22 protein-coding genes and 1 tRNA gene are annotated in these 25,687 nt (G+C 62.4%); 18 read left to right on the forward strand and 5 right to left on the reverse strand.

The window, feature by feature from the left end; all coding sequences use genetic code 11:
- The first annotated feature begins 25 nt into the window (after positions 1–25).
- From CLU85_RS10125 to CLU85_RS10140, 4 genes are all read left to right on the forward strand, one after another.
- The gene (locus CLU85_RS10125; protein WP_100410153.1) at positions 26–2,419 is read left to right on the forward strand and encodes a Tex family protein; all 2,394 of its coding nucleotides are present in this window, start codon (positions 26–28) and stop codon (positions 2,417–2,419) included.
- 84 nt (positions 2,420–2,503) lie between these two features.
- Positions 2,504–3,331, forward strand: a complete 828-nt coding sequence (locus CLU85_RS10130) for an HDOD domain-containing protein (protein WP_100410154.1) — start codon at positions 2,504–2,506, stop codon at positions 3,329–3,331.
- Between the two features lie 147 nt (positions 3,332–3,478).
- On the forward strand, positions 3,479–4,585 hold the full coding sequence (locus CLU85_RS10135; RefSeq protein ID WP_100410155.1) for an acyltransferase: 1,107 nt from the start codon (positions 3,479–3,481) through the stop codon (positions 4,583–4,585).
- Positions 4,586–4,714: 129 nt separating this feature from the next.
- Positions 4,715–5,920, forward strand: a complete 1,206-nt coding sequence (locus tag CLU85_RS10140) for a phospholipase (protein ID WP_100410156.1) — start codon at positions 4,715–4,717, stop codon at positions 5,918–5,920.
- A 51-nt stretch (positions 5,921–5,971) separates the two neighbouring features.
- Here the strand turns inward: CLU85_RS10140 and CLU85_RS10145 are convergent, their stop codons facing one another.
- Together CLU85_RS10145 and CLU85_RS10150 are read right to left on the reverse strand one after the other, a co-directional pair.
- The gene (locus CLU85_RS10145; RefSeq protein ID WP_100410157.1) at positions 5,972–8,812 is read right to left on the reverse strand and encodes an EAL domain-containing protein; all 2,841 of its coding nucleotides are present in this window, start codon (positions 8,810–8,812) and stop codon (positions 5,972–5,974) included.
- Between the two features lie 263 nt (positions 8,813–9,075).
- The gene (locus tag CLU85_RS10150) at positions 9,076–10,212 is read right to left on the reverse strand and encodes an iron-containing alcohol dehydrogenase (protein ID WP_100410158.1); all 1,137 of its coding nucleotides are present in this window, start codon (positions 10,210–10,212) and stop codon (positions 9,076–9,078) included.
- Positions 10,213–10,290: 78 nt separating this feature from the next.
- Between CLU85_RS10150 and CLU85_RS10155 the strand changes: the two genes are divergently transcribed.
- From CLU85_RS10155 to CLU85_RS10165, 3 genes are all read left to right on the forward strand, one after another.
- Entirely contained in the window at positions 10,291–11,160 is an 870-nt protein-coding gene (locus tag CLU85_RS10155; protein ID WP_100410159.1) for a 2-keto-4-pentenoate hydratase, read from the forward strand.
- Positions 11,161–11,262: 102 nt separating this feature from the next.
- Positions 11,263–12,183: an alpha/beta hydrolase gene (locus CLU85_RS10160; protein ID WP_232727937.1), complete on the forward strand. Its 921-nt coding sequence runs from the start codon at positions 11,263–11,265 to the stop codon at positions 12,181–12,183.
- Positions 12,184–12,190: 7 nt separating this feature from the next.
- Entirely contained in the window at positions 12,191–13,048 is an 858-nt protein-coding gene (locus CLU85_RS10165) for a YbgC/FadM family acyl-CoA thioesterase (RefSeq protein WP_100410161.1), read from the forward strand.
- Positions 13,049–13,111: 63 nt separating this feature from the next.
- On the opposite strand, the gene CLU85_RS10170 is transcribed toward CLU85_RS10165, so the two are convergent.
- Complete coding sequence (locus CLU85_RS10170; protein WP_100410162.1) at positions 13,112–14,020, reverse strand: folate-binding protein YgfZ; 909 nt, start codon at positions 14,018–14,020, stop codon at positions 13,112–13,114.
- 45 nt (positions 14,021–14,065) lie between these two features.
- Between CLU85_RS10170 and mltG the strand changes: the two genes are divergently transcribed.
- The 6 genes from mltG (at position 14,066) to CLU85_RS10200 (ending at position 18,782) form a co-directional block, all read left to right on the forward strand.
- Positions 14,066–15,049, forward strand: a complete 984-nt coding sequence (gene mltG, locus CLU85_RS10175; RefSeq protein WP_304528983.1) for an endolytic transglycosylase MltG — start codon at positions 14,066–14,068, stop codon at positions 15,047–15,049.
- A 45-nt stretch (positions 15,050–15,094) separates the two neighbouring features.
- Positions 15,095–15,772: a dTMP kinase gene (gene tmk / locus CLU85_RS10180; protein ID WP_100410164.1), complete on the forward strand. Its 678-nt coding sequence runs from the start codon at positions 15,095–15,097 to the stop codon at positions 15,770–15,772.
- A complete protein-coding gene (locus tag CLU85_RS10185; RefSeq protein ID WP_100410165.1) occupies positions 15,769–16,776 on the forward strand; it encodes a hypothetical protein in 1,008 nt (335 codons plus the stop codon). The genes tmk and CLU85_RS10185 overlap by 4 nt, the downstream gene beginning before the upstream one ends.
- A gap of 17 nt (positions 16,777–16,793) precedes the next feature.
- Entirely contained in the window at positions 16,794–17,153 is a 360-nt protein-coding gene (locus CLU85_RS10190) for a PilZ domain-containing protein (RefSeq protein WP_100410166.1), read from the forward strand.
- A 151-nt stretch (positions 17,154–17,304) separates the two neighbouring features.
- Positions 17,305–18,111, forward strand: coding sequence for a TatD family hydrolase (locus CLU85_RS10195; protein WP_100410167.1), 807 nt, complete (start codon positions 17,305–17,307; stop codon positions 18,109–18,111).
- Positions 18,108–18,782: an ankyrin repeat domain-containing protein gene (locus CLU85_RS10200; protein ID WP_100410168.1), complete on the forward strand. Its 675-nt coding sequence runs from the start codon at positions 18,108–18,110 to the stop codon at positions 18,780–18,782. Before CLU85_RS10195 ends, CLU85_RS10200 begins: the two co-directional genes overlap by 4 nt.
- Positions 18,783–18,847: 65 nt before the next feature.
- Here the strand turns inward: CLU85_RS10200 and msbA are convergent, their stop codons facing one another.
- Positions 18,848–20,653: a lipid A export permease/ATP-binding protein MsbA gene (gene msbA, locus CLU85_RS10205; protein ID WP_100410169.1), complete on the reverse strand. Its 1,806-nt coding sequence runs from the start codon at positions 20,651–20,653 to the stop codon at positions 18,848–18,850.
- Between the two features lie 186 nt (positions 20,654–20,839).
- On the opposite strand from msbA, the gene tolB reads away from it, so the two are divergent.
- From tolB to CLU85_RS10230, 5 genes are all read left to right on the forward strand, one after another.
- Positions 20,840–22,159, forward strand: a complete 1,320-nt coding sequence (gene tolB / locus CLU85_RS10210; protein WP_100412474.1) for a Tol-Pal system beta propeller repeat protein TolB — start codon at positions 20,840–20,842, stop codon at positions 22,157–22,159.
- 44 nt (positions 22,160–22,203) lie between these two features.
- On the forward strand, positions 22,204–22,746 hold the full coding sequence (pal, locus tag CLU85_RS10215; protein ID WP_100410170.1) for a peptidoglycan-associated lipoprotein Pal: 543 nt from the start codon (positions 22,204–22,206) through the stop codon (positions 22,744–22,746).
- Complete coding sequence (gene ybgF / locus CLU85_RS10220) at positions 22,746–23,537, forward strand: tol-pal system protein YbgF (RefSeq protein WP_100410171.1); 792 nt, start codon at positions 22,746–22,748, stop codon at positions 23,535–23,537. The genes pal and ybgF overlap by 1 nt, the downstream gene beginning before the upstream one ends.
- Positions 23,538–23,581: 44 nt before the next feature.
- Entirely contained in the window at positions 23,582–24,361 is a 780-nt protein-coding gene (locus CLU85_RS10225) for a ThiF family adenylyltransferase (RefSeq protein WP_232727788.1), read from the forward strand.
- A 41-nt stretch (positions 24,362–24,402) separates the two neighbouring features.
- Positions 24,403–24,478: transfer RNA gene (locus tag CLU85_RS10230), tRNA-Lys, on the forward strand.
- 26 nt (positions 24,479–24,504) lie between these two features.
- Here the strand turns inward: CLU85_RS10230 and CLU85_RS10235 are convergent.
- Positions 24,505–25,566 (reverse strand): site-specific integrase, encoded by a 1,062-nt coding sequence (locus tag CLU85_RS10235; protein WP_198509167.1) that lies wholly within the window; start codon positions 25,564–25,566, stop codon positions 24,505–24,507.
- Positions 25,567–25,687: the final 121 nt, after the last annotated feature.

The raw sequence follows: 25,687 nt of genomic DNA on the forward strand, positions 1-25,687 counted from the left end.
TGAGTCTCAGAGAGTTTGCCCACACATGCAGCAGATCATTCGGCAGTTGGCCGCAGAAATCAGGGTCAGTGAACAGCAGGTGCGCGCAGCGGTAGAGCTGCTGGACGGCGGCGCCACGGTGCCCTTCATCGCCCGCTACCGCAAGGAAGTCACCAACGGGCTGGACGATATCCAGCTGCGCGAGCTGGAGGCCCGCCTGTCGTACCTGCGCGAGCTGGACGACCGCCGCGCTACCGTGCTGAAAAGCATTGACGAGCAGGGCAAGCTGACCGACGTCCTGCGGGCTGCCATTGCCGCCGCGCCCACCAAGCAAGAGCTGGAAGACATCTACCTGCCGTTCAAGCAAAAGCGTCGCACCAAGGGCCAGATGGCACGCGAGTTTGGTATCGAGCCGCTGGCCGACAAGCTGTTTGCCGACCCCACGCTCGACCCAGCCGTGGAGGCCGCAGCCTTCACCAAGCCTGCCGAAGTGCTGGACGATGGCAAAACAGGCGCTGACTTTTCGACCGTGCCTGCGGTGCTGGACGGCGTGCGCGACATTCTGAGCGAGCGCTGGGCCGAAGATGCCGTGCTGGTGCAAAGCCTGCGCGAGTGGCTGTGGACGGAAGGGCTTCTGCGCAGCAAGAAGGTCGATGGCAAGAACGAGAACGACCCCGAGGTCTCCAAGTTCCGCGACTACTTCGAATACGACGAGCCCATCGGCCGCGTGCCCTCGCACCGCGCGCTGGCGGTGTTCCGGGGCCGTGGCCTCGAAATTCTCGAAGCCAAGCTGGTGTTGCCTGTCGAACCTGAACCCGGCAAACCGAGCCTGGCCGAGGGCAAGATCGCCCTGCACTTGGGCTGGAGCCATGCCAGCCGCCCGGCCGATGACCTGATCCGCAAAAGCGTGGCCTGGACCTGGCGCGTGAAGCTGAGCCTGTCGACCGAGCGCGACCTGTTTGCCCGCCTGCGCGACGATGCCGAAAAGGTCGCCATCAAGGTGTTTGCCGACAACCTGCGCGACCTGCTGCTGGCCGCCCCCGCCGGTCCGCGCGTGGTGATGGGGCTGGACCCCGGCATCCGCACGGGCGTGAAGGTGGCTGTGGTGGATGCTACCGGCAAGCTGGTGGAAACCGCCACTGTCTACCCGCACGAGCCGCGCCGCGACTGGGAAGGCTCGCTGCACACGCTGGGCAAGCTGGCCGAAAAACATGGCGTGAACCTGATCGCCATTGGCAACGGCACCGCCAGCCGCGAAACCGACAAGCTGGCCGCCGAGCTGATCAAGTTAATGGAAAAAGTGCCTGTAGCGCAGACAGGAAAAGCACGAGCAGCTATCGAAAAGGTAGTGGTGAGTGAGGCGGGTGCCTCCGTCTACAGTGCCAGCGAATACGCATCCCAAGAGATGCCCGATGTGGATGTGAGCCTGCGCGGCGCCGCATCCATTGCCCGCCGCCTGCAAGACCCGCTGGCCGAGCTGGTCAAGATCGACCCCAAGAGCATCGGCGTGGGCCAGTACCAGCATGACGTGAACCAGAGCGAACTGGCCCGCACGTTGGGCACGGTAGTAGAAGACTGCGTGAACTCGGTGGGCGTGGACCTGAACACGGCCAGCGTGCCGCTTTTGAGCCGCGTGTCGGGCCTGTCGGGCAGCGTGGCCAAGGCCGTGGTGCGCTGGCGCGAGGCCAATGGCGCGTTCAAAAGCCGCAAGCAACTGATGGATGTGGCGGGCCTGGGCGCCAAGACCTTTGAGCAGAGCGCGGGCTTCTTGCGCATCCGTGGCGGCGACAACCCGCTGGACATGACCGGCGTGCACCCCGAGACCTACCCCGTGGTCGAGCAGATCATGCAAACCACCGGCAAACCCGTGGCCGAGATCATGGGCCGCGCCGACATGCTCAAGACCCTCAAGCCCGAGCTGTTTGCCAACGACAAATTCGGCGTCATCACCGTCAAGGACATCCTCACCGAGCTGGAAAAGCCCGGCCGCGACCCGCGCCCCGACTTCAAGGTGGCGCGCTTCAACGACGGTGTGGAAGACATCAAGGACCTGAAGGAAGGCATGATTCTGGAGGGCACGGTGAGCAACGTGGCCCAGTTCGGCGCCTTCATCGACCTGGGCGTGCACCAGGACGGCCTGGTGCATGTGAGCCAGCTGGCCCACAAGTTCGTGAACGACGCGCGCGAAGTGGTCAAGACCGGCGACATCGTCAAGGTCAAGGTCATGGAAGTGGACGTGGAGCGCAAGCGCATCGGCCTGTCGATGAAGCTGGGCGACGCGCCGCCGCGCCAAGGTGGCGACCGGGGCGCGCCGCGCGACAACCGCTTCGAAGGCCCCGGCCGGGGGCATTCGCAACCGCAGCGTCGGGCCTCAGAGCCCGCACAGCAGTCGGCCATGGCGTCTGCGTTTGCAAAGTTGCAACAGGTCAAAGGCCGATAGCGACTGGGGTCCTCCGGGGTAGCCGATCAGGCTTCCCGGGGGCCATAATCGTCAGCACCTGAACCAACCCCGGCACACCACCCCATGGAGTTGAACGCACTGCTGGCCCAACCTGTGGCGCTGCCCAGTCTTCCGCGCGCTGTGGCGTTGCTGATGAGCGAGCTGGCCCACAATGAGCCCAGCCTGCGCCGCTTGAACCAGCTGTTTGGCACCGACCCGGCATTGGCGGCCCGGTTGCTGGAGCTGGCCAACTCCGCGACCTTTCAGCTGCCGCGCCAGATAGCGGGTATCCCCGAGGCGCTGGCATTGCTGGGCACGGCGCAGCTGCGCACGCTGGTCACTACGGCGCCGCTGGGTACCACGTCGCGGTCCGTGCCAGGGGTGAACATGCAGCAGTTTTGGCGCTACAGCCTGAACACCGCCAAGCTCGCCCGATCACTGGCGGGCATCGTCCATCAGAACCAGATCGCGGCCTACACCGCAGGTTTGCTCCACGCCTTGGGCGAGCTGGTGATTCACCTGGCAGACCCGGAAAAGGCCCAGTCGGTGAACACCCTGGTGGCACCGTTTGATTTGCGCCGCGACAAGATTGAGCAGCGTATCTTTGGCTTCAGCTACGGCCATGTCACCGCAGGCTGCGCCCGCCGGTGGCAATTGCCTGAGGTGGTGATTGACGCCTTGCAGCACCAGAGCGCGCCATTTGACAACAAGGCCTACGAACCACTGGCAGGGGTCATCCACCTGGCTGCATGGCGTGCCCGCGCCCGCGAGGCCGAATTGAGCGAGAAAGAGCTGGCGGTGTCCTTCCCTGGTGAAGTAGGCCTGACCTTGGGGCTTGATATCGACATGGTGCTGCAACAGGACCCGATTGACTGGACCGCTCGGCCTGAGGCGGCGGATTTCGTGGTCTGAATTTCGGGTGTTGCATCGGCAAAATGCCATGCATTTTGATCACCCATTTCGGATGTTTCATTCGCTGGTGGGTTTGTGGTTTTAGGCATGCTTTTATTCCCATATTTTTCTTATTTAGAATATGTTTGAATATTGGATGCTTTCTGCATGAATTTTGAAATTTGCGCGGTTTTAGTGGAAAAAATTTCAAAAATGACGAATAGAATTTTGGGCTGGGACCTTCTTCGTGGTTTGTGTGCGTTGGCGGTTGGTGGCTATCACTTGTTGATGTGGCTGGAAATAGGGCATTTCCACGCAGTCGGTAGTTATGGTGTCTATCTTTTTTTTGTGCTGTCTGGCGCTAGCTTGATGTATACCTATGGCACGCAATTGGAAAGAAAGGGTTTTGATTTTAAAAAATTCCTTCTGATGCGATACCTTCGTTTAGCACCACTTTATGTTGTTTTGATGCTGCTGGTGCTACCTTGGAAGATTGTTAAGGAGGGCCCCACTCTAGCGCTCTTAAAAAAATTTCTTTTGAATGGATTTTTCATATTTGGATTTTTCGATCCTGCCGCCAACTCAATGCTGGTTGGCGGATGGTCGCTGGGGATCGAGGCGATTTATTACTTGCTATTTCCTCTTCTGGGTTTTTGGGTTTTGAGAAATAATTGGTTTTTCTTGGCTTTTTTTCTTTCGGTTTTAATTCAGTTTTGGTGGATAACGGAAAAGATCGGTTCTCCGGGAGGCTATCAAGATAATATTGTTGCACTTCATCAGCCGCAGGCTTTTGTTGCCTATTTTTTTGGCGGCTGTTTTTTGGGCTACCTGCGATACAAGGAGACAGAGCCTTTGTTATCTAATCGTGTGATCGGACTATTGGTTGCGTGTGGGTTTTTTGCCATTGCAGCTTTGAGTCCTGAGAAGGCAGGAGACGAATTGCTGGGTGTGCGTGGTGTTGCTGGTTTTTGTGTGTGTTTTTTTCTTGTCTGGATCATTGGCGGAATGAAGCTTCAGAATAAGTTTGCAAAAACTGCTGAATTTTTGGGAGATGCCACCTATGGCTTGTATCTCATTCACCCCGTAGTTTTTTTTGGCGTGGTGTTGGTGATTTTTCCAAAAATGGGTTGGGCAGACCCTGTTTTGTGGACCCAGGGTTCGCGATTGGGATTGGTTTTTTTGATTTTGATCATTGCCGCTGTACTGGCTTTGTTGAGTGAAAAATTCTTTGAAAAGCCAATTCGAAATAAGGCAAAACTGCTACTGAATAAATAAATAATTGAATTTCTTTCATTATTTTTGAAATAAAGTATTCAGAAGCACTATTGAAATCGTTTTGCATTTGTTCGCTGCCGCACGCGGACCTCGATCTAATTGATCCCTGGCTTTGCGACAATAGGGCGCATGAAAGCACTGCGCATCCACGTCGGCCCCCGCGCCCGCGAACATATTGAACACAATGGCCTGCAGCCCGGGGACGTGAGTGTCATTCCCGCAGCAGCAGGGGGGCCCAAGGGATTGATCCTGGGGCCGCTGGACCGGTTCATCTTTGGGGATTGGCTGGCGCGCTCTAACCAGCCCGTGCATCTGGTAGGTGCGTCAATTGGCGCATGGCGCATGGCGACGGCATGCCTGAGGGACTCGGCGCCAGCCTTCGAGCGCCTGGAGCACGACTACGTCCACCAGGACTATGAATTGCCACCGGGCAAGAAGCGCCCGACGGCCGCGCATGTGAGCGAGCGCTTTGGGCGTAACCTGCAAGCCTTTTATGGTGGGCGGGTGGATGAGGTGCTGAGCCACCCCCGGTTTCACCTGCACATCGTGACATCGCGTGGCCGCCACCTGCTGGGGCGCGAGCATCGTGTGGCCACGCCGCTGGGTTACCTGGGGGCTTTTCTGACCAACACCGTGCACCGCAAGGCGATGGGGGCATGGCTGGAGCGGGTGGTGTTCTCGTCACCCGATGCGTCGGTGCCAGGTGCCGCCTGCGCAGCCTTGCCGTTTGGCACTTCGGACTACCGCACGCGGCAGGTGGGGCTGAGTGCAGCTAATTTCATGCCGGCGCTACAGGCGAGTTGCTCCATTCCATTTGTGCTGCAAGCGGTGCATAACATTCCCGGTGCACCGGCCGGTGCCTATTGGGACGGTGGCATCACCGATTACCACCTGCACCTCGCCTATGGCAGGCAGGGGGATAGCGCTTCAAAGTTGATAGCTACAAGTGAAGACGGAATAAGCGCTGGTGGCCAAAAAGACATGGGGTCGACTGCACGGGGGCTGGAAGGTGCCGACACGGCCACCTCCGGTATCGTTCTGTACCCCCATTTCCAGCACAGTGTGGTGCCCGGCTGGCTGGACAAGGGCCTCAAGTGGCGCCACCGCTCCACATCTGCGCTGGATAGCATGGTGGTGCTTTGCCCCAACCCTGATTGGGTGCGCACGCTTCCCAACGCCAAGCTGCCGGACCGCAAAGACTTCACCCACTATGGCACGGACAGCCGTGCCCGCGCCCGGGCGTGGCTCGCTGCCACGCGAGCGAGCCAGCAACTGGTGGACGAGTGGGCTGAGTGGCTGCAGCGGCCAGACATGGGTGTTTTGCAACCGTTGTAGGAGACTCTGGCGCCTGAAGCGATGGGACTTGCCGGGCGCAATGTGTGCGTATCAGGCGGCTGCAGGTCGTCGGGCAGTGTCTTGTGCTGTTCTGACGGCATGGCGGGCTGAATGCTCACGGGCCCAGCCCAGCACTTCGTGCGCAGGCATGGGCCGTGCAATGCCATAGCCCTGCGCCCGTTCGCAACCCAGCTCCAGCAGCTTGGCGCAGTGCTCGGCGGTCTCCACGCCCTCGGCCACTACATGGCGGTGGAATGCGGCGGCCAGCGCCACGATGGCTTGGACCAGGGTGAGGTCGTCGCCATCCTCCAGGATGCCGCGTACGAACGACTGGTCGATCTTGATCGTCTCGGCCGGTAGGCGTTTGAGGTAGGACAGCGATGAGAAGCCGGTGCCGAAGTCGTCCAGCGCAAAACGCACCCCCAGGGCCTGGCAGCTTTGCATCATTTGGCGCATGTACTGCATGTCCTCCAGGGCAGCGGATTCGAGGATCTCCAATTCCAGGCGCGTGGGAGACACTTCTGGGCAGGTGTGCAGGATGTCTTTGAGGCGCTGCACAAAGTTGGGCCGGTGGAAATGTGGCGCAGCGATGTTGACGCTGATTTCCCATGACATGCCCGCATCGGCCCACTGCCGCATCTGTGTCAATGCCTGCAGAAGCACCCATTCACCCAGTTCCACGACCAGGTCCGTGTCCTCGATGAGCGGCAGCACATGCTGCGGGCCCAGCAGGCCGTCTTGCGGGTGCTGCCAGCGGAGCAGGGCTTCCAGCCCGATGATGTTGCCCGTGCGCAGGTTGACCTTGGGCTGGTAGTGCAGCACCAGTTCGCCGGCGTGCAGGGCTTGCGCGACGCGGGTCTGGCGCGTGTGCTGGGTCTGCACGGCGTGGTCTTGCTGCACGTCGAACACATGCAGCTGGTTGCGGCCAAAGCGCTTGGCCTGGCACATGGCCTGGTCGGCGTGGCGCAGCAGGGTGTCGGGGTTGGTATCGTCGTGCGGGAACACGGCCACACCGATGCTCACCGTGGTGTTCACCTCGCGGCTGTCGATGGCATATGGGGCCGCCAGCTGCTGCATCAGCACCGCTAGGCGGGCTTCGATGGCCGGGATGTCCGGCTGCTCGCCCAGCAGCAGCACGAATTCGTCACCCCCCATGCGCGCTACGGCATCGCCCGGGGTGATGAAGGCCCCCAGGCGCCGGGCGGTTTCCTTGAGCAGGCGGTCGCCCACGCGGTTGCCAAATGCGTCGTTCACGGCCTGAAAGTGGTCCAGGTCGAGCATGCACACGGCCAGCAGCCGGCCTTTGTTGCGGGCCATGAACAGGGCGTGCGTGAGGCGCTCGGCCAGTGCCGCGCGGTTGTAGAGCCCCGTCAGCGGGTCGTGCCGGGCGTGCCAGGAGATCTGGTGTCGCAGGTTGCGGGCTTCGGTCACGTCGCGAAACACCAGCACACAGCCCACAGCCAGGCTGTCGTGTTTGCGGATGGGCGAGGCGGTGTATTCGATGGCGTAGCGCTCGCCCGAGCGGTGGATCAGTACCTCTTGCGTGGCCTGCTGCAGCGCGCCGGGCTGGCTGTCGCGCTCGGTGGCTGTGCTGGTGCTGCGGCTGGCGGGCTCTTCGTACAGGCGGAACACATCGTCCAACTGCCGACCTACGGCCTGCTGGGCTGTGAAGCCGGTCATGAGCTGGGCGGCCTCGTTGAGGGTGTCGATGCGTCCTGCCAGATCGGTGGTGATGACGCCGTCGCCAATCGAGGCGAGGGTGACCTCTGCGCGCTCCTTTTCGGCGTGCAGGGCCTCCTGGGCGCGCTTGCGCTCGGTCACGTCCACCAAGGTGCCGATGGTGCCCGCCAGGGCACCGCTGGTGCTGGTGAAGGGCGCTTCGTAGTAGGCCATGTCCAGCGGGGGCTGGTGGGCCGGGTGGATGCGGATGACGTTGTCCTGCGCGTTGGCGACCTGAGCGGAGTGTTCGGGCGACAGGGCTTCCGGCACGGTGGTCGCGGTGGTGGCCAGCCCGGTATGGGTCCCCGCGGGGTCCACTGGGGCCTGAAAGAGCCGCTGCCATGCGCGGTTGGTGTCGAGGTAGGTGCCGTCGGCATTGCGCACAAACACGGGCAAAGGCAGGGCGTCGATCAATTGCCGAGTGAAGTGCAACTGCTCGCTTTGCTGGCGCTGGGTCTCATGCAGGGACAGCACCAGCGACTGGACTTTGCCCGCCATGTCGTTGAACGTGTCGGCCATGGCCCGCGATTCGAGGGTGCCGGTCACCTCCATGCGGGTGCCCAGATAGCCTTGGCGAAACGCATCGGTGGCCTGCGCCAGGCGCCGCAGCATGCGCGCATTGGCGCGCAGCAGCAGCGTGAGCAGGAACAGGACCGTGAAGATATTGAGCGCCGAGATGCGCGCCTGGATGATCACGGTGCTCCAGACCCGGTCTACCAACGGTTGTGCATGCAGGGCGATGGTCAGGCGGCCCTGGGTGCCGTTCGCCAGGCGCTGGCCAGATTGCTGCAGGGGGCGGGCGATGTCCAGCCAGCGGGCAAACCAGCCGGGGGCCAGGGCGATTGGGGAGGGTGTGGATACCTCGGTGGCGGGGTGGTCGGCCGACTCCCATTTGAGCGCCTGAACACCGGGGCCCAGGTGGGTGATGCCCTCGCGCAAAAGGCCAGCGATGGCGGTGCTGTCCGGGACGGGCTCGGCGGCCAGGCGCGGCTGGAGGTATTCGCTCATGCGCCGGAACTCGGTAGCGGCATGGCGATGGACTTCCTCGGTTTCTGCTTGCAGCAGGTAGTGGTAGCGCACGCCGCTGACCAGCAGGATGATCACCACGATGGGGAGGTACAGCCGGGGGTAGGTGCCTCGCAGAAGCCAGGTGGTGAGATTTCCTGTGCGCATTGACGTTGGTCCTCTCCCACAACCCGGGGGTAATGAATGGTTAATTAATTGTTGACAGCAGGAAGTCTAGCGTGGAAGGGGTTGCGGTCCGATTCCTGGACAGCGCAATCCTGTGCGGTGTTGTAGATGTGTGACGGTTTGTAAACAACGCCAAGATCAGAGGGCGCCCCGCGTGTTCCCCGGCCGCGCGCACAGCCACCTAGCCGCAGTCGGCTGACGCTGCCGGGCGGGCCAAACGGGCGGGTGAAACGGGGGGCGGTGGGTCAGAGCGACTGCGCCAGCATGTCGCGGTATTCCTCGGGCGTGGCAACGCGGGGGTTGGTCTTGTGGCAGTGGTCTGCCATCGCGCCCTTGATGATGTCGTCGAACATGGCCTCGGTCACGCCCATGGCGGCCAGACCTGTGGGCAGGCCCAGGCGGGCATTCATGTCGCGGATGGCCTCGGGGATGTCGCCCGCAGCGGCGAGGCCCATGGCGTGGGCCATGCGTTCCAGTCGCTTTTCCTTGCGCACCGATTCGGCCTGCGCGTTGAAGCGGATCACGGCGGGCAGGAACATGGCGTTCAGGGTGCCGTGGTGCAGGCGCGGGTTCACGCCGCCCAGGCTGTGGCTGAGCGAGTGCACGGCGCCCAGGCCTTTCTGGAACGCCATGGCGCCCTGCATGCTGGCGCTCATCATGTGCAGGCGTGCATCGCGGTCGCTGCCGTTCTTGGTGGCCAGTTCGATGTTTGCCCAGCCGCGCGTGAGGCCGTCGAGCGCAATCCCGTCGGCGGGCGGGTTGAAGGCCGCCGACATGAAGGTTTCCATGCAGTGCGCAATCGCGTCCATGCCGGTGGCGGCCGTCAGCCCGGGCGGCAGGCCCAGCGTGAGGTCGGGGTCGCAGATGGCGGTCTTGGGCACCAGGTTCCACGAGTGGAAACCCAGCTTGCGGTGGTCGTCCACGATGATGATGGCGCCACGCGCCACCTCGCTCCCCGTGCCGCTGGTGGTGGGCACGGCAATCAGCGGCGCAGCGCGCTCGGTGATGCGTGGCGAGCCGCCTTCGATGGTGGCGTAGTGGGTGAGTGGCCCTTCGTGCGTGGCAGCAATCGCGATGCCCTTGGCACAGTCAATGGCCGAGCCGCCGCCCACCGCGATCAGGCCGTCGCAGCCCTGGGCCTTGTACATCTCCACGGCGGCGCGAACGGCGGCCTCGGTGGGGTTGGAGGGGGTCTGGTCAAACACCGCCACGGTCAAACCGGGCAGGGCGTCCAGCGCCTTTTGCAGCACACCAGCGGCCTTCACGCCGGGGTCCGTCACGATCAGCGGGCGCGTGATGCCGACGCGCTCGCATTCTTGCTTGAGCAGCCGGACGGCGCCGAATTCAAACTGGATCTGGGTGACGTAGTAGATGAAAGCCATGGTGCAACAGGATGTGTGAATGGGATTGCCAGCGATTACGATAGCCGTAGCGGTCCACTTTATAGGCAGGAGACACACATGAACACGAAGCAAACCCTGATGGTGGCCCTGGTAGCCGTCGCCTCTGTGACAAGCGCCCAGGCCCAGTGCCTGACGGACGCGCAGGCCGCCGAGCTGGTGGCCAGCTATGTCGCCAAGACCCCGGCGGCCAACCCCGAGAACCTCTCGGATGCCGACGGCGCCTGCACCCGGGGCAAGGTCAATGCCTTGCTGGCCCAGCGCCTGGGCAAGGTGATTGGCTACAAGGCGGGTCTGACCAACCCGGCGGTGCAAAAGCGCTTCAACACCGACAGGCCCGTGTGGGGCAAGCTCTACCAGGGCATGGTGTTGGCGAGCGGCGCCACGGTCGACCCCGCGTTTGGTGCCCGCCCCCTTTACGAAGCCGACATGCTCGTGCGTGTAAAAAGCGCCGCCATCAACCAGGCCAAGACCCCCATGGACGTGCTGGACGCCGTGGACCAGATCATCCCGTTCATCGAGCTGCCCGACCTCATGGTGCAGGCTCCGCCCAAGCTCAACGGTGCGGGCGTGACGGCCATCAACGTGGGTGCACGCCTGGGCGTCGCCGGTGCGCCTATTGCCGTACCCGCCTATCGCGGCGAGCGGTTTGCGATGCTGAAGGCGTTGGCCGACATGAACGTGTCGCTGACCGACGGTGCGGGCGTGCGCCTGGGCGGCGGCAAGGGCAGCGACATCCTGGAGCACCCGCTCAACGCCGTGGTGTGGCTGGCCGGCGCGCTGGCGCAAGAAGGCCTGGCCATGCAACCGGGCGACCTGATCAGTCTGGGCTCTTTCTCGCCGCTGTTGCCGCCCAAGCCGGGCCTGTCCGTGACGGCGACCTATGAAGGCCTGCCGGGTGCTGCGCCCGTGCGGCTGAGCTTCAAGTAAACCTTGCCTCCGTGGCCCGCGCAGAGCGGGTCTTTCTTTCTGCTGCCGAGACCCTGACCGTTGACCGACCTGCACATCCACCACACCCGCCTGACCCCCCAGATGCGCAGCGTGCTTGAACGCATGGCCCGCGCGGGGCACCCGCCGCTGCACACGCGCACGCCGCAGGATGCACGCATCGCCTACCAGGCAGGCGCCGATGTTCTGGAGGTGCCCAAGGCCGCGCTGGCGCGGGTAGAGGATCTGCAGATACCGGCCCGCGATGGCGTCCTGCTGCCCGCGCGGCTGTACGCCCCCAGCACCGACAAAGGCCTGCCTGTGCTGCTGTACACGCACGGCGGCGGCTTCACCATCGGCAACATTGCCACGCACGACATCCTGTGCCGCGAGCTGGCGCGCCTGGCTGGTTGCATGGTGGTATCGCTGGACTACCGGCTGGCGCCAGAGCACCGCTTCCCTACGGCCAGCAACGATGCGTGGGATGCGCTGCAGTGGCTCGCTGCCAACGCCAAGAGCCTGGGTGCAGACCCTGAACGGCTGGCCGTGGGCGGCGACAGCGCTGGCGGCACACTGGCCGCCGTCAACGCCATCCTGGCGCGTGAGGCAGGCTTGCCACTGGCACTGCAACTGCTGATCTACCCCGGCTGTGCGGCGCACCAGGACACGCCATCCCACACCACCTTTGCACGCGGCCTGGTACTGGAGGAGCCTGCCATCAGCTGGTTTTTTGGTAACTATGTGCAAAGCCGTGCAGAGCGTGAAGACTGGCGTTTTGCACCCCTGCTGGCCCCGGACCTGGAGGGTGTTGCGCCCGCCTGGATCGGGCTGGCCGAATGCGATCCGCTGGTGGATGAGGGCATCGAATACGCCGACAAGCTGCGTCTGGCGGGCGTTGCGGTGGACCTCGACATCTACCGGGGCGTGACCCACGAATTCATCAAGATGGGCCGCGCCATCCCCGAGGCGCGCAAGGCCCATGCCGACGCGGCCCGCGCGCTGCGGCTGGCTTTTCACCTGGAGTAACGAATCCATGCAACGCAGTGATTTCCGTTGTTTCCACCGGCTGCGCGTGCGCTGGGCCGAGGTGGACATGCAAAAAATCGTGTTCAACGCACACTACCTCATGTACGTCGATACGGCCATGTCTGAATACTGGCGCGCGCTGGCGCTGCCGTACGAGGCGAGCATGCTGGCCCTGGGCGGCGAGATGTATGTGAAGAAGGCCACCGTCGAATACCACGCCTCGGCGCGGCTCGATGACACGCTGGATGTGGGCCTCCAATGCACGCGCATCGGCAACTCTTCGTGCCTGTTCACAGCGGGCATTTTTTGTGGAGATCGCTCGCTGATCTCGGCTGAGCTGGTCTATGTGTTTGCCGACCCGGCCACGCAGACCTCCCGCCCCGTGCCGCCCGCGCTGCGCGCCATCTTCGAGGGATTCGAAGCAGGCACCGACATGGCCGAGGTGCGCACTGGCGACTGGAACACCCTGGGCCGCGATGCGGGCCGTGTGCGCACGGATGTGTTCGTGCGGGAGCAAGGCATTCCGGCAGAGGTGGAGGCGGACCTGAAGGACATCTCGGCCCGCCATGCCGTGCTCTACAACCGGCTGGGCATGCCGATCGCTGCAGGCCGCCTGCTGCAGCAGTCACCGGGTGTGGGCCGCATTGGCCGCATGGCGGTGGACCGCTCGGTGCGTGGCGCGCAATGGGGGAGGCAGTTGCTGGATGCGCTGGTGGATGCCGCGCGGGCGCGGGGCGACACCGAGGTTCAACTGCACGCCCAGCGCAGCGCCGAGGGCTTCTACCGCCGTGCCGGGTTCACCGTGGTGGGCGAGCCCTACGAAGAGGCGGGCATTGCGCACATCGCGATGGCGCGAAGGTTGTAGTGGTTTGCTATTAAAAAATGAGCTATCAGCGCATATTCAACAAGCGCTACAGCCCATTTTTATTCAAATGTCATCGAGCAGTGCATAGGGCAGGGGCTCCAGCGACAGCGCCACACCGTCCGCCGCACCCACCTGCAGGCTGCCTTCCTGCGTAGCTGCAATCTGCAGCGACACGATGGCATCGAAGCCGCCGGCGGGGGCCGGTGCCACTTGCACCACGGTGCCGCATGGCTGCTCCAGGTCGGTGGTGCTGAACACCTCGGCACCCACCGCCACCTCTGCCGCAACATGGGCCACATAGGCACGGCGCTTGAGCGTGCCCCGGAACTGGCTGCGTGCCACCACTTCCTGGCCGGGGTAGCAGCCTTTCTTGAAGTTCACGCCGCCCACGGATTCGTAATTGAGCATCTGGGGCACAAAGGTTTCCACCACGGGTGTGGTCAGTGTGGCCACGCCGCTTTTTACCTCGCTCCAGAGCCACAGAGCCGTATCCAGTGCCGGGCCTGCGGGGGCGGGGTCAGACGCGGGGGCCACCCACAGCGCGCGGGGCTGGCCGTCGGCGGGATACAGGTGGACCACAGATGCCGCTCCTGCATCGGACTTGGTCCAGGCGGGTTGACTGCCGTCTGGGACCGCATCTCCGGCCAGGCCGTACAGGGCGAAGTCGTTCGTGGCATCGGTCAACTTGGCCTTGGCGCGCAGCACAAACATGGACAGGCGCTTGAGCGTGGGGGGCAGCAGGTCGCGGCTGCAGACCAGCAGCACCTCGGTGGCGCTGCGCTTGAGTCCAATGAAGCTGGCCTGCATGCGGCCCTTGGCCGACAAAAAAGCGGCCAAGCGGGCCTGGTCCATGCCGAGCAAGGCGAAGTCCTGGGTGAGCTGGCCGTGCAGGAACTTGGCCGCGTCTTCGCCTTCCACGCGAATCACGCCGAGGTGGGAGAGGGGGGCAATGCCATTCAAGGGATAGGTCATCGCTGAATTATGATGCCCTGATTCATACATATCGGTAGCAGGGTTGTGCGACGTTTACTGGCTTTGATCGTGTTGGTTGGGATCGCACTGGGCGGCGCTGCGTATTGGTGGCTGCACCAGCCGCTGGACCTGGGCCCTGAGCCGCTGGAGCTTGCCATCGAGCCCGGCACCACGCCGCGCGGGGTGGCCCGCGATGTGGTGGCCGCAGGGGTCAAGACAGATTCCCGCCTGCTGTACGCCTGGTTTCGTGTCTCGGGGCAGGACCGTGCCATCAAGGCTGGCAACTATGAAATCCCGCCCGGCATTACCCCGATGGGTCTGCTGCAAAAGCTTGCCCGTGGCGAAGAGGCCCTGCGTGCATTGACGCTGGTCGAAGGCTGGAATTGGCGCCAGGTACGCCAGGCGCTGGCGCGGGAAGAGCAGATCAAACCAGATTCGGCCCAACTCACCGACGAGGCGCTGATGGCGCAACTGGGCCGCCCCGGCGTGGCTCCCGAGGGGCGGTTTTTCCCGGATACGTACACCTATGCCAAGGGGTCGAGCGACATGGCCCTGCTGCGGCGCGCGCTGCATGCGATGGACCGCCGCCTGGAGGCCGCCTGGGCGCTGCGTGCGGCCGACACGCCCCTCAAGTCGGCCGACGAAGCGCTGACCCTGGCCAGCATTGTCGAGAAGGAAACAGGCAAGCCCAGCGACCGGGGTCAAATTGCGGGCGTTTTCGTGAACCGGCTGCGTGTGGGCATGCTGCTACAGACCGACCCTACGGTGATTTATGGCCTGGGCGAGAAATTCGACGGCAACCTGCGCAAGCGTGACCTGCAGGCCGACACGCCGTGGAACACCTACACCCGTGCTGGCCTGCCGCCCACGCCGATTGCCATGCCCGGCAAGGCGGCGCTGCTGGCTGCCGTGCAACCGCAGGCCACGCGCGCGCTGTACTTTGTGGCCAAAGGCGATGGCACCAGCCACTTCAGTGCGTCGCTGGACGAGCACAACCGCGCCGTCAACCGCTATCAGCGGGGGCAGTGAGCGGCCTCTGTGAACGTCAAGCGCCCCGATTCAACCAAGGTTCCCATGTCACGACCCGGTCTGTTCATTACCTTTGAAGGCATCGATGGTGCGGGCAAGTCCTCGCACATTGAGGGCTTGGCGGCGGCGTTCCGTACCCAGGGCCGTACGGTCACCGTGAGCCGCGAGCCCGGCGGCACTCCGCTGGCTGAAAAGCTGCGCGAGATGGTGCTGAACGACCCCATGGACGCACTCACCGAGTCCCTCTTGATTTTTGCTGCCCGCCGCGACCACCTGCTTAACGTCATTGAACCGGCCCTGGCGCGGGGCGATGTGGTGCTGTGCGACCGGTTTACCGATGCCACCTTCGCCTACCAAGGGTCGGGGCGGGGCTTTGATCTGAGAGTGCTATCAGTTTTGGAGCGTCTGGCGCAGACGGGACTTGCGCCTGATGCCAATTTGATGCGTGAACCGGACCTGACGGTGTGGTTTGATCTGGCCCCCGAGGTGGCGGCCGAGCGCCTGGCTGGAGCACGTGTGCCTGACCGTTTTGAGGCCCAGCCCGTGGAGTTCTTCCGCCGCGTAGCCCAAGGTTATGCCGACCGCGCCGCCGCTGCGCCCCAACGCTTTGCGCGTCTGGATGCGGCGCAGGAGCGCCACCGTGTCTGGCAGCAACTCACCAGCGTGTTTGTGCGCAAGGGGTGGCTGGCCATCATGGTGGCCGCGCAGGGAGGGCCCCAATGAGCGTGCCCGCCGCCGCCATGGCGCCTTGGATTGCTTCGCAACGCACCAGCCTGCTGACCCAGCGTGGCCATGCGTGGCTGCTGCAGGGGCCGTCAGGGATGGGGCAGTACGCCTTGGGGCTGGAGCTGGTCCGCGCATGGCTGTGTGAGGCCCCTGGGGCCAACGGCGCTTGCGGCCAGTGCGGCAGTTGTCACGCCATCGACGTGCGCACCCATGCCGACCTGTGTGTGCTCATGCCCGAGGTACAGATGATGGCGCTGGGCTGGCCGCTGTCGGAAAAAGCCCAGGCCGACATCGACGACAAGAAGCGCAAACCCAGCCGCGAGATCCGCGTCGAGGCCATGCGTGATGCGGTGGAGTTTTCGCAGCGCACCTCGGCCCGTGGGCGGGGCAAGGCGGTGCTGGTCTACCCGGCAGAGCAGATGAACCACATCACGGCCAATGCGCTCCTCAAGACCTTGGAGGAACCACCAGGCGATGTGCGTTTTGTGTTGTCCAGCGAAGCGGCCCACCAGTTGTTGCCCACCATTCGCAGCCGTTGCCTGGGGCATACCATGGCCTGGCCTGCCGAGGCTGACATGCTGGCGTGGTTGCAGGCACAGGGCGTAGCCCGGGATGCGGCGACCTCCTTCCTGCGCGCCGCGGGCGGGCGGCCCGAGGATGCTCTGGCGCTGGCCCAGTCCGGTCGCAGCCCGCAGGCTTGGGGCGCCCTGCCACAGGCCATGGCCCGTGGTGACGTGACGGCCCTGGGCGACTGGGCCCCGGCCCAGGCCATCGACGCATTGCAAAAGCTTTGCCATGATCTGCTGGCCGCCAGCGTGGGCAGTGCTCCGCGCTACTTTGCGCAGGCAGACCTGCCCAAGGTGCCACCCCTGGGTGCACTCACACGCTGGTCGCGCGCATTGGCCAAGGAGGCGCGCACAGCGGACCATCCGTTCAATGCCGGCCTCATGCTGGAGGCGCTTGTCGCCCAGGCGCGAAACACCCTACACTCCAAACACTAAGCCGCTATCTCCTACTCATGAGCAGTCCATCCACCGCGCCCCGTCCCAGTGTCATGCAGCTGGCCATCAAGGAGAAGGCGGCCCTCTACGCGGCCTACATTCCTTTTTTTGCCGAAGGGGGCATTTTTGTACCCACCCAGCGCGACTACAAGCTGGGTGATGATGTGTATGTGCTGCTCACGCTGCCCGACGACCCGCAGCGCTACCCTGTGGCGGGCCGTGTGGCCTGGGTCACTCCTGCCCGCGCTGCAGGCAACCGCACGCAAGGTGTGGGCATCCAGTTTCCCAAAGACGAAAAATCGCGCCAGCTCAAGGCCAAGATCGAAGAACTGCTGGGAACTGCCCTGGGCTCCGACCGTCCTACCCAGACGATCTGACCGGCTCTGCCGCTGCCCTGTGCCGACCCGCGCTGGCGGGTCGGCTTTTTTGTTTAGGACTTGCGCAAAGAAGGATGTAAGAAATCGTTTCCCTTTGGGAGAAGCTGTTTCTCCAGCCCGTTTTGCGCAAGTCATATTGCTTTGAAACCGCATGTTCACTGATTCGCATTGCCATCTCAACTTCCCGGAGCTGGTCAGCCACTTGCCCGCCATCCGCCAGGCCATGGCCGAGGCCCAGGTCACCCGGGCCTTGTGCATCTGCACCACCATGGAAGAGTTTGAGGGCGTCCATGCCCTGGCCACGGCCCACGACAACTTCTGGAGCACGGTGGGCGTGCACCCCGACAACGAGGGCGTGACGGAGCCCAGCGTGCAAGACCTGCTGGACCGTGCAGCCCTGCCGCGCGTGGTGGCCATTGGCGAAACGGGGCTCGACTACTACGGCATGGAGGACCGCAAGGGCGGGCGCAGCATTGCCGACCTGGAATGGCAGCGTGACCGCTTTCGTACCCACATCCGCGCGGCGCGGGCCTGCAGCAAGCCCCTGATCATCCATACGCGCAGCGCATCTGACGACACGCTGGCTATCCTGCGGGAAGAGGGCGAGGACGGTGCTGGCAACCGCGCTGGTGGCGTGTTTCACTGTTTTACCGAGTCGATGCAGGTGGCGCGGGCCGCGCTGGATCTGGGCTACTACCTCTCGTTCTCGGGCATCGTGACCTTCAAGAGCGCGCAAGACCTGCGTGATGTGGTGGCATTCGTTCCACTTGACCGCATGCTCATCGAGACCGACAGCCCGTATCTGGCGCCGGTGCCTTACCGCGGCAAGACCAATAACCCATCGTACGTGCCCTATGTGGCCCGGCAGGTGGCCGAGACCAAGGGCCTTGCGCTGGAGGTCGTGGCTGAGGCCACCAGTCGCAATTTCGACACCTTGTTTCCTGGAGTGATGGCATGAGCTTGCACCGACGTTCTGCCTTGGCTGCTGTGGGTTTGGGGCTGGTCTCTGTCCGCGTTTGGGCGGGAGCCTATGAAGACTTTTTTGTGGCCATCCTGCGCGACGATGGGGATGCGATCACCACATTGCTGCGTCGGGGTTTCGACCCCAATACCCGCGACCCCAAGGGACAGGTGGGGCTCACGATTGCGCTGCAAAACGGCGCGAACAAGGCTTTTTCAGCACTGCTGGCATCGCGCAAAGTGAATGTGGACGCGCGCAACGCTCAGGACGAAAGCCCGCTCATGATGGCGGCGCTCAAGGGCAACGTAGAGGCTGTGAAGTCGCTCATCGTGCGCGATGCCGATGTGAACAAGACCGGCTGGGCGCCGCTGCATTACGCGGCATCGGCAGGTTCTCCGCAGCACGCGATGATCATTGCACTGCTGCTGGAGAACCATGCGTATATCGATGCGGGGTCGCCCAATGGCACCACCCCTCTCATGATGGCTGCGCACTATGGATCGATCGAGGCGGTGCAGCTTTTGCTGGATGAGGGTGCAGACCCCACGCTCAAGAACCAGCTGGGTTTGACGGCCACGGATTTCGCAATGCGCGTGAGCCGTACGGACTCGGCTGAAAAAATCGCTGCGGCCATACGGCGGCGGCAGCCAAATCGGGGCAAGTGGTAGCCGGGGCATCGTCTCCGCCGTTGAACCGCACTGAGGGTTCAGCGGGCGCTGGCGCGGTGGTGGGTCTATTCCAACGCAGCAGCGTTGTTGCCTGCCACCGGACGCGCCTGCAGGCGCGCATACAGCCCGCCTTGGGCCATCAGTTCGTTGTGCGTGCCTTGCTCTGCGATACGCCCCCGCTCCATGACAACCACCCGGTCAGCATGCTCGATGGTGGACAGGCGGTGTGCAATGACCACTGTGGTGCGCCCTTGCATCAGGCGCTGCAGAGCATCCTGTACCAGGCGTTCCGATTCGGTATCGAGCGCTGAGGTTGCTTCGTCCAGGATCAGAATGGGAGCGTCTTTGTAGAGGGCCCGCGCAATGGCAAGCCGCTGGCGTTGCCCGCCCGATAGCTGGGTGGCGTTGTGCCCCACCACCGTGTGAATGCCTTGCGGAAGGGCAGTCACATGTTCTGACAGATTGGCGGCAACCAGGCATTCGAGCACGCGCTTTTCATCCACGGTATGGCCGAGCGCAACATTGGCGGCGATCGTGTCGTTGAACATCACCACGTCCTGGCTCACCATGGCAAATTGTGAGCGCAGCGAACCCAGGTCCCAGTCAGGCAAGGCGTGTCCATCGACCAGGATGCTTCCCGATGCGGGCATTACGAACCGTGGCAACAGGTTGACCAGCGTGGTTTTTCCTGCGCCGGAAGGGCCGACCAAGGCGACGATCTCACCGGGTGCAACCTGCAGGCTCACGCGGTCCAGTGCGGGCGCATGCTCCGGGCCAAAGGCCACGGTCACGTTGTCGAGGGTGAGCGATCCTTGGACGCGGTCGACTCGGTATTGACCACCGGTTTCTGCACCGGTGTCGCCCAGAAGGCCCAGGCCGCGCTCCAGGGCCGCCACACCGCGTGTCACCGGACTGGCCACGTCGGCCAGGCGTCGGATGGGCGCGATGAGCATGAGCATGGCCGTGATGAACGAGACGAATCCACCCACCGTGACGTCCTTTGCATCAACAGTGCCCCTGCTTTGCCAAAGGGCGATACAGATCACCACCGAGAGTGCTGCGGCCGCGAGCAGTTGGGTCAGCGGGGTCATGGCCGCTGATGCAATCGTGGACTTGATGGCCAGACGCCGAAGGCTATGGCTCAGCCCCGCAAAACGCTGGGCCTGTCCTGCCTGTGCGCCATGCAGGCGAACCATGCGGTGGGCCAGCACGTTTTCCTCCACCACATACGCCAGTTCGTCGGTCGCCTGCTGGCTGCTCTTGGTGAGGTGGTACAGCCTTCGCGACAGGGTCTTCATGATCCATGCCACGCCTGGAACTACCACGGCGACGATCAGCGTGAGTTGCCAGTTGAGGTACAGCAGGTAGACCAGCAGCGCCACCAGTGTGAATCCGTCGCGCGACAGCCCCAGCAGCGCCTGCACCAGCAAGGTGGCGCCGGTCTGGACTTCATAGACCACGGTGTTGGACAGCGCGCTGGCAGATTGGCGTGAAAACAGGCCCATCTCTGCAGCCAGTACCCGGTCAAACAGGGCTTGCCGCAATGCCAGCATGCCCTCGTTGGCGATGCGCGCGAGCGCATACTGACCTACAAACTGGGAGATGCCCCGAACCAGGAAGACTCCGAGAATAGCCAGCGGCACCATCCAAAGCTGCAGAGTGCCTTGGGTGAAGCCTCTGTCGAGCAGGGGTTGCAGCAGGGCCGGAATGAGTGGCTCGGTGATGGCGCCGACAAGCGTCGCAACGATAGCCAGGCCCCAGGCCAGCCGCTGGTTGCCAAAGTAGATGGACAGCCGCTTGAGGCGCGCGGTCAGGCTGGCGGGAGGGAGGGAGGCGTTGGCAGGCGTGGCGCCCGTGTCATTGGCTTGCATGTGGCCCGGATTCTAAGGTTCCGTGGCTACGGACTACCTATACGCGCCATGGAATGACGCGCGCGCCCCTTGGAAGGTGTGAGAGAGAAGTTGATCGGCGCGCACAGTTTGTCACAGAGGGCTTTCTGCTGTGTGTAACATTCGGGGCCTGCCTTTCGGCATATGTTCGGCTACCGCTGGCTGCCAATGACCACAGATCGAATCTCCAAACACCCATCTCCTGCGGCTTTGCCGCTTCCCTTGCGTCGCCAATTGCTGGCTGCGTTGATCGCTACACCTTCTCTACCGGCTTTGGCGCAGTTTCGTGTCGAAGTGGTTGGTGTGGGCCTGACCCAGTTGCCCATTGCCATCGCCCCCTTTCGGGGCGATGCCCAAGCTCCACAGAAGATCGCTGCCATTGTCCAGGCCGATCTGGAGCGCAGTGGCCAGTTTCGAGCCGTCGATGCTGCGGGTGTGGCCTTGGATGAAACCGCGCGGCCCGATGTGGCGCTGTGGCGGCAGAAAAGCGCTGACTCGCTGGCGACGGGGAGTGTCACTCGTTTGGCCGATGGACGCTTTGATGTGCGTTTTCGTCTGTGGGATGTGATCAAGGGGCAGGACCTGGGAGGGCAGAGCTTTGTAGTCACGCAGGGCGATTTGCGTCTGGTGGCGCACCGCATTGCCGATTTCATCTACGAAAAGCTCACAGGCGAGCGCGGCGTTTTTTCGACGCGCATTGCTTATGTGACCAAGACCGGGCCCCGATACAGCCTGTGGGTCGCAGATGCCGATGGCGAGAATGCGCAGTCGGCGCTGTCGAGCCCTGAACCCATCATTTCCCCGGCCTGGTCGCCCAACGGCGGGCAACTGGCCTATGTGTCTTTTGAATCCCGCAAGCCGGTTGTCTATGTGCACGACGTGGCATCGGGTCGCCGACGCTTGATTGCCAACTTTCGGGGTTCCAACAGCGCGCCGGCCTGGGCCCCGGACGGGCGGTCGCTGGCCGTGACGCTGAGTCGCGATGGTGGCTCTCAGCTCTACAGCATCGACGCCAATGGCGGTGAGCCGCGTCGCCTGATGCAGAGCGCCGGCATTGACACGGAGCCGGTGTTTTCAGGCGATGGTCGCAGTATCTATTTCGTTAGCGACCGCGGTGGCGCACCGCAGATTTACAAGGTGGGTGCATCGGGCGGCAACGCCGAGCGTGTGACCTTCACCGGCACGTACAACATCTCGCCCACGGTGAGTCCTGACGGTCGCTGGTTGGCCTATATCTCCCGCGTGGGAGGCGCCTTCAAATTGCACGTGATGGATCTGTCCTCCGGTACCGTGAATGCCCTGACCGACACTACGGCGGACGAAAATCCCAGCTTTGCACCCAATAGCCGTCTCATCGTGTACGCCACTCAGCAACAAGGCCGTGAAGCACTCATGACGACCACGCTGGACGGAAAAATCAAAGCCCGTTTGGCAGGACAAGCGGGTGATCTTCGCGAACCGGATTGGGGTCCGTTTCAAAAGCAATGAACTTTCACGCACTTTCAGTTATCAAGTCTTCAGGAGAAATTTGGATGATCAAACGCATTACCCTTGCCCTTACCGTTGTCGCATTGATGGCGGGTTGTAGTTCCGGCGTGAAACTGGACGATGTTCCCGTCGAAGATAAAAATGCAACCTCCACCATGGGCGGTGCCAACGGTGGCGCCAATTCGGGCAACACTTCGCAAAGCGGGGTTGCCGGTGTCGATCTCGGGCAGTCCGGGCGTGATGGCGCGGGCCCTGTGGGCGTGGCACGCATCGTGTACTTCGACTACGACAGCTATGTCATCAAGCCCGAATTCCAGTCGCTGATTGAAGCGCACTCCCGTTTCATCAAGGCGGGCTCCGGTCGCAAGGTCATGATCGAGGGCCACACCGACGACCGTGGTGGCCGCGAGTACAACCTGGCGCTGGGTCAAAAGCGTGCAGAAGCCGTGCGTCGTTCACTGGGCTTGCTGGGCGTATCTGACAGCCAGGTGGAAGCGGTGAGTTTTGGCAAAGAGAAGCCAGCAGCCCAAGGCAATAGTGAAGATGTGCACGCGCAAAACCGCCGTGCCGAACTGTCCTACCGTTAATGCGAGCCACTGCCGTGGTCTTCCCTTTTAAGGTGCTGGCTGCTGCAGCACTGTCGGTGGTCTTGATGCCCACCGTCAATGCCGCCATTTTTGAAGATGGTGAGGCACGCCGAGCTATCTTGGAGATGCGCCAGCGTGTTGATGGAATGCAGTTGTCCAGCCAGCGTTCCACCGAAGAGCTTCGTAAGTTGGGTGAGGAAAACGCTCAGTTGCGTCGCAGCCTCTTGGACCTGCAGACGCAGATAGAGACCCTGCGGTCCGAGCAGGCGAAGCTCAACGGCCAGAACGAGCAATTGTTGCGTGATGTAGGGGACTTGCAGCGTCGCCAGAAAGACATCGCACAAGGTGTCGATGAACGGCTTCGCCAGTTCGAACCGATCAAAGTGACTGTCGATGGGAAAGAATTCCAGGCGGATCCTGCAGAAAAGCGGGATTTCGAAGCCGCTTTGGCAGTCTTCCGCTCTGGCAAGTTTCCAGACGCAAGTGTCGCTTTTTCTGGTTTTGTGAAGCAGTATCCCCGCAGTGGTTTTGTGCCGTCGGCACGTTTCTGGCTCGGCAATGCCCAGTATGCGACCCGTGAGTACAAGGACGCTATTGGCAATTTCAAGCAGATGCTGTCTGACGCCCCAGGACATGCCCGTGCGCCCGAAGCCGCTTTGTCAATAGCCAATTGCCAGATCGAACTGAAAGACACGCGTACTGCCCGCAAGACGCTGGAAGACCTCGTGCGGGCCTACCCACAATCTGAGGCGGCGGTTGCGGCCAAAGAGCGCCTTTCCCGTTTGAAGTAATGTCAGGCGAAGTACCTTCGCCTGCAGTGCCACTGCTGGATGACATGGAAGCATCTTTAGAGCGCCGATTTGGCGGGCTTGAGCGGCTGTACGGTGTTGTGGGTGCTGCACAGATTCGCCGCGCTCACATCGTCGTGATCGGTATCGGGGGCGTGGGCTCATGGGCTGCGGAGGCATTGGCTCGCAGCGGGGTTGCACAGATCACGCTGGTTGACCTCGACCATGTGGCTGAGTCCAATATCAATCGGCAGATCCACGCTTTGACCGAAACCGTGGGCCAGGCCAAAGTGCTGGCGATGCGGGACCGGATTGCCCAGATCAACCCTGTTTGCAGAGTTCACTGCATCGAGGAGTTTGTCGAGCCGGGAAATTGGCCGGGACTTCTGACGGAACCCGTAGATGCTGTCATTGATGCCTGTGATCAGGTGAAGGCTAAAGTGGCCATCGCAGTCTGGGCCAAGACCTCGGGGGTTTTGCACATCACGGTTGGGGCTGCCGGTGGCAAAAGGCAGGCACACAAGGTTGATGTGGATGATTTGGCGCATACAACCCATGATCCCTTGTTGGCTCAGGTGCGTTACCAGATGCGCAAGAACCACCGGGCACCACGTGAAGGTAAACGGATTGGAGTGACCTGTGTCTTCAGTCGAGAGGCTGTCGCACCGCCCGACGCTTCCTGCAATATCGAGGGAGATGGTTCCTTGAATTGCCATGGATACGGATCCGTGGTCGCGGTCACGGCAACATTTGGTCAATGTGCAGCTGGCTGGGTGCTCGACAAACTTGCGACAGCTTCAAAATCAGCTGAAAAAAAGACGCTATAATTCAAGGCTTTGCAGCAGGCAACTGATTGCTGCAATCGGCCGGGACGTTAGCTCAGTTGGTAGAGCAGCGGACTTTTAATCCGTTTGTCGTGGGTTCGACCCCCGCACGTCCCACCAAGGTATTCAAGGGCTTAGCCGTATGGCTAGGCCCTTTGTACTTTTGGACGTGACAAAAACGTGACCAAGTCGACTACGTTTTCATCACGGACGCGCTGGACGCGGCTTGCAGCGACAGCCAGATGTTCCGTGGCGTACTTTGCATAGCGATCCACCATCACCCTGGATTTCCAGCCGCCCAAGTCCTTGAGCTCGTCGCAAGACGTTCCCGCCTGGCGATGCCACGAGGCCCACGTATGGCGCAGGTCGTGAAACCGGAAATCCTCGATGCCAGCAGCCTCTAACGCGCTGTACCAAGCAGTGTTTGTAATCGCCCGCTGGATTGGTGCACCCCGGAAGGTGAAGCAATACTTCAGGTTCTTGCCTTGCTGCTCTTCCAATACTTCAATCGCATCTTCATTTAACGGTACTCCCCTAGGCGTTCCGTTCTTGGTTTTGTTGAGCCAGGCAGTCTTGCGTTGCAAGTCCACCCGGTTCCACTCCAAGCCTGTGATTTCGGATGCACGGCACCCCGTTGCCAGGGCAAACCGTACCAGGGCTGCAAGGTGACCCGGGCAGTGGGAAATCAATCTTTCTGCCTCTTCTCGTGTTAACCAGCGGTCCCGCTCAACCTCTCCAGTCAGCAGACGGATTTTCGGCATGGTGTCGATCCACTGCCATTCGTCGCGGGCCATCCGAAGAAGGCTGCGCACCGTGGCCAGATAGCGATTCACCGTGGCGGGTTTGTTGCCCTTCTTGAGCTCTCCCTGCACGATGCTCCAGATCAGATCACCATTGATTTGTCTGAGTGAAGCATCGCCCAGGTAGCGGTCCAGGTGGCGGCAAATCCGTTGCACATCCGAAAAACTCTTCAGCGTCCTTTTGAGTTCAAGGTACCGAATCACAGCCTCTTGCCAAGTGCGTTCCGGCTTAATCCCAAAATGGGTTTCCCGGTAAGCATCCAGCTTGAGTTTGGCTAAGTACGCTTCCGCGTCGGCTCGGTCGGCAGTCCCAGAGCTTTGGCGTATGCGCTTGCCGTTGGGGAGCGTTGCATTGATCCACAAGTGGCCGGAATCCGGCCGCTTGTAGACACCTTCATTACGGGCCATATCTGTTTCTCCTTTCCGGCCCGCCTTCGCTCGTCCTTATGGTCTTCGAGCCAAGCGTCGAGGTCAACCCTGTCGTACACACAGCGCCGTCCAAAACGAACAGAAGGCACGTCCAACTGGG

Origin of the sequence: Acidovorax sp. 69 (genome assembly GCF_002797445.1) — a bacterium.
Classification (GTDB): Bacteria; Pseudomonadota; Gammaproteobacteria; order Burkholderiales; family Burkholderiaceae_C; genus Acidovorax.

Coding starts and splice junctions, on each gene's coding strand:
- CLU85_RS10225 (WP_232727788.1), top strand. CDS start 23,582: ATGGAAGCATCTTTAGAGCGCCGATTTGGCGGGCTTGAGCGGCTGTAC.
- ybgF (WP_100410171.1), top strand. CDS start 22,746: ATGCGAGCCACTGCCGTGGTCTTCCCTTTTAAGGTGCTGGCTGCTGCA.
- CLU85_RS10155 (WP_100410159.1), top strand. CDS start 10,291: ATGAACACGAAGCAAACCCTGATGGTGGCCCTGGTAGCCGTCGCCTCT.
- CLU85_RS10140 (WP_100410156.1), top strand. CDS start 4,715: ATGAAAGCACTGCGCATCCACGTCGGCCCCCGCGCCCGCGAACATATT.
- CLU85_RS10185 (WP_100410165.1), top strand. CDS start 15,769: ATGAGCGTGCCCGCCGCCGCCATGGCGCCTTGGATTGCTTCGCAACGC.
- CLU85_RS10235 (WP_198509167.1), bottom strand. CDS start 25,566: ATGGCCCGTAATGAAGGTGTCTACAAGCGGCCGGATTCCGGCCACTTG.
- CLU85_RS10125 (WP_100410153.1), top strand. CDS start 26: ATGCAGCAGATCATTCGGCAGTTGGCCGCAGAAATCAGGGTCAGTGAA.
- CLU85_RS10150 (WP_100410158.1), bottom strand. CDS start 10,212: ATGGCTTTCATCTACTACGTCACCCAGATCCAGTTTGAATTCGGCGCC.
- msbA (WP_100410169.1), bottom strand. CDS start 20,653: ATGCAAGCCAATGACACGGGCGCCACGCCTGCCAACGCCTCCCTCCCT.
- CLU85_RS10160 (WP_232727937.1), top strand. CDS start 11,263: ATGCGCAGCGTGCTTGAACGCATGGCCCGCGCGGGGCACCCGCCGCTG.
- pal (WP_100410170.1), top strand. CDS start 22,204: ATGATCAAACGCATTACCCTTGCCCTTACCGTTGTCGCATTGATGGCG.
- CLU85_RS10130 (WP_100410154.1), top strand. CDS start 2,504: ATGGAGTTGAACGCACTGCTGGCCCAACCTGTGGCGCTGCCCAGTCTT.
- CLU85_RS10165 (WP_100410161.1), top strand. CDS start 12,191: ATGCAACGCAGTGATTTCCGTTGTTTCCACCGGCTGCGCGTGCGCTGG.
- CLU85_RS10190 (WP_100410166.1), top strand. CDS start 16,794: ATGAGCAGTCCATCCACCGCGCCCCGTCCCAGTGTCATGCAGCTGGCC.
- tmk (WP_100410164.1), top strand. CDS start 15,095: ATGTCACGACCCGGTCTGTTCATTACCTTTGAAGGCATCGATGGTGCG.
- CLU85_RS10195 (WP_100410167.1), top strand. CDS start 17,305: ATGTTCACTGATTCGCATTGCCATCTCAACTTCCCGGAGCTGGTCAGC.
- CLU85_RS10135 (WP_100410155.1), top strand. CDS start 3,479: ATGAATTTTGAAATTTGCGCGGTTTTAGTGGAAAAAATTTCAAAAATG.
- CLU85_RS10145 (WP_100410157.1), bottom strand. CDS start 8,812: ATGCGCACAGGAAATCTCACCACCTGGCTTCTGCGAGGCACCTACCCC.
- CLU85_RS10170 (WP_100410162.1), bottom strand. CDS start 14,020: ATGACCTATCCCTTGAATGGCATTGCCCCCCTCTCCCACCTCGGCGTG.
- CLU85_RS10200 (WP_100410168.1), top strand. CDS start 18,108: ATGAGCTTGCACCGACGTTCTGCCTTGGCTGCTGTGGGTTTGGGGCTG.
- tolB (WP_100412474.1), top strand. CDS start 20,840: ATGACCACAGATCGAATCTCCAAACACCCATCTCCTGCGGCTTTGCCG.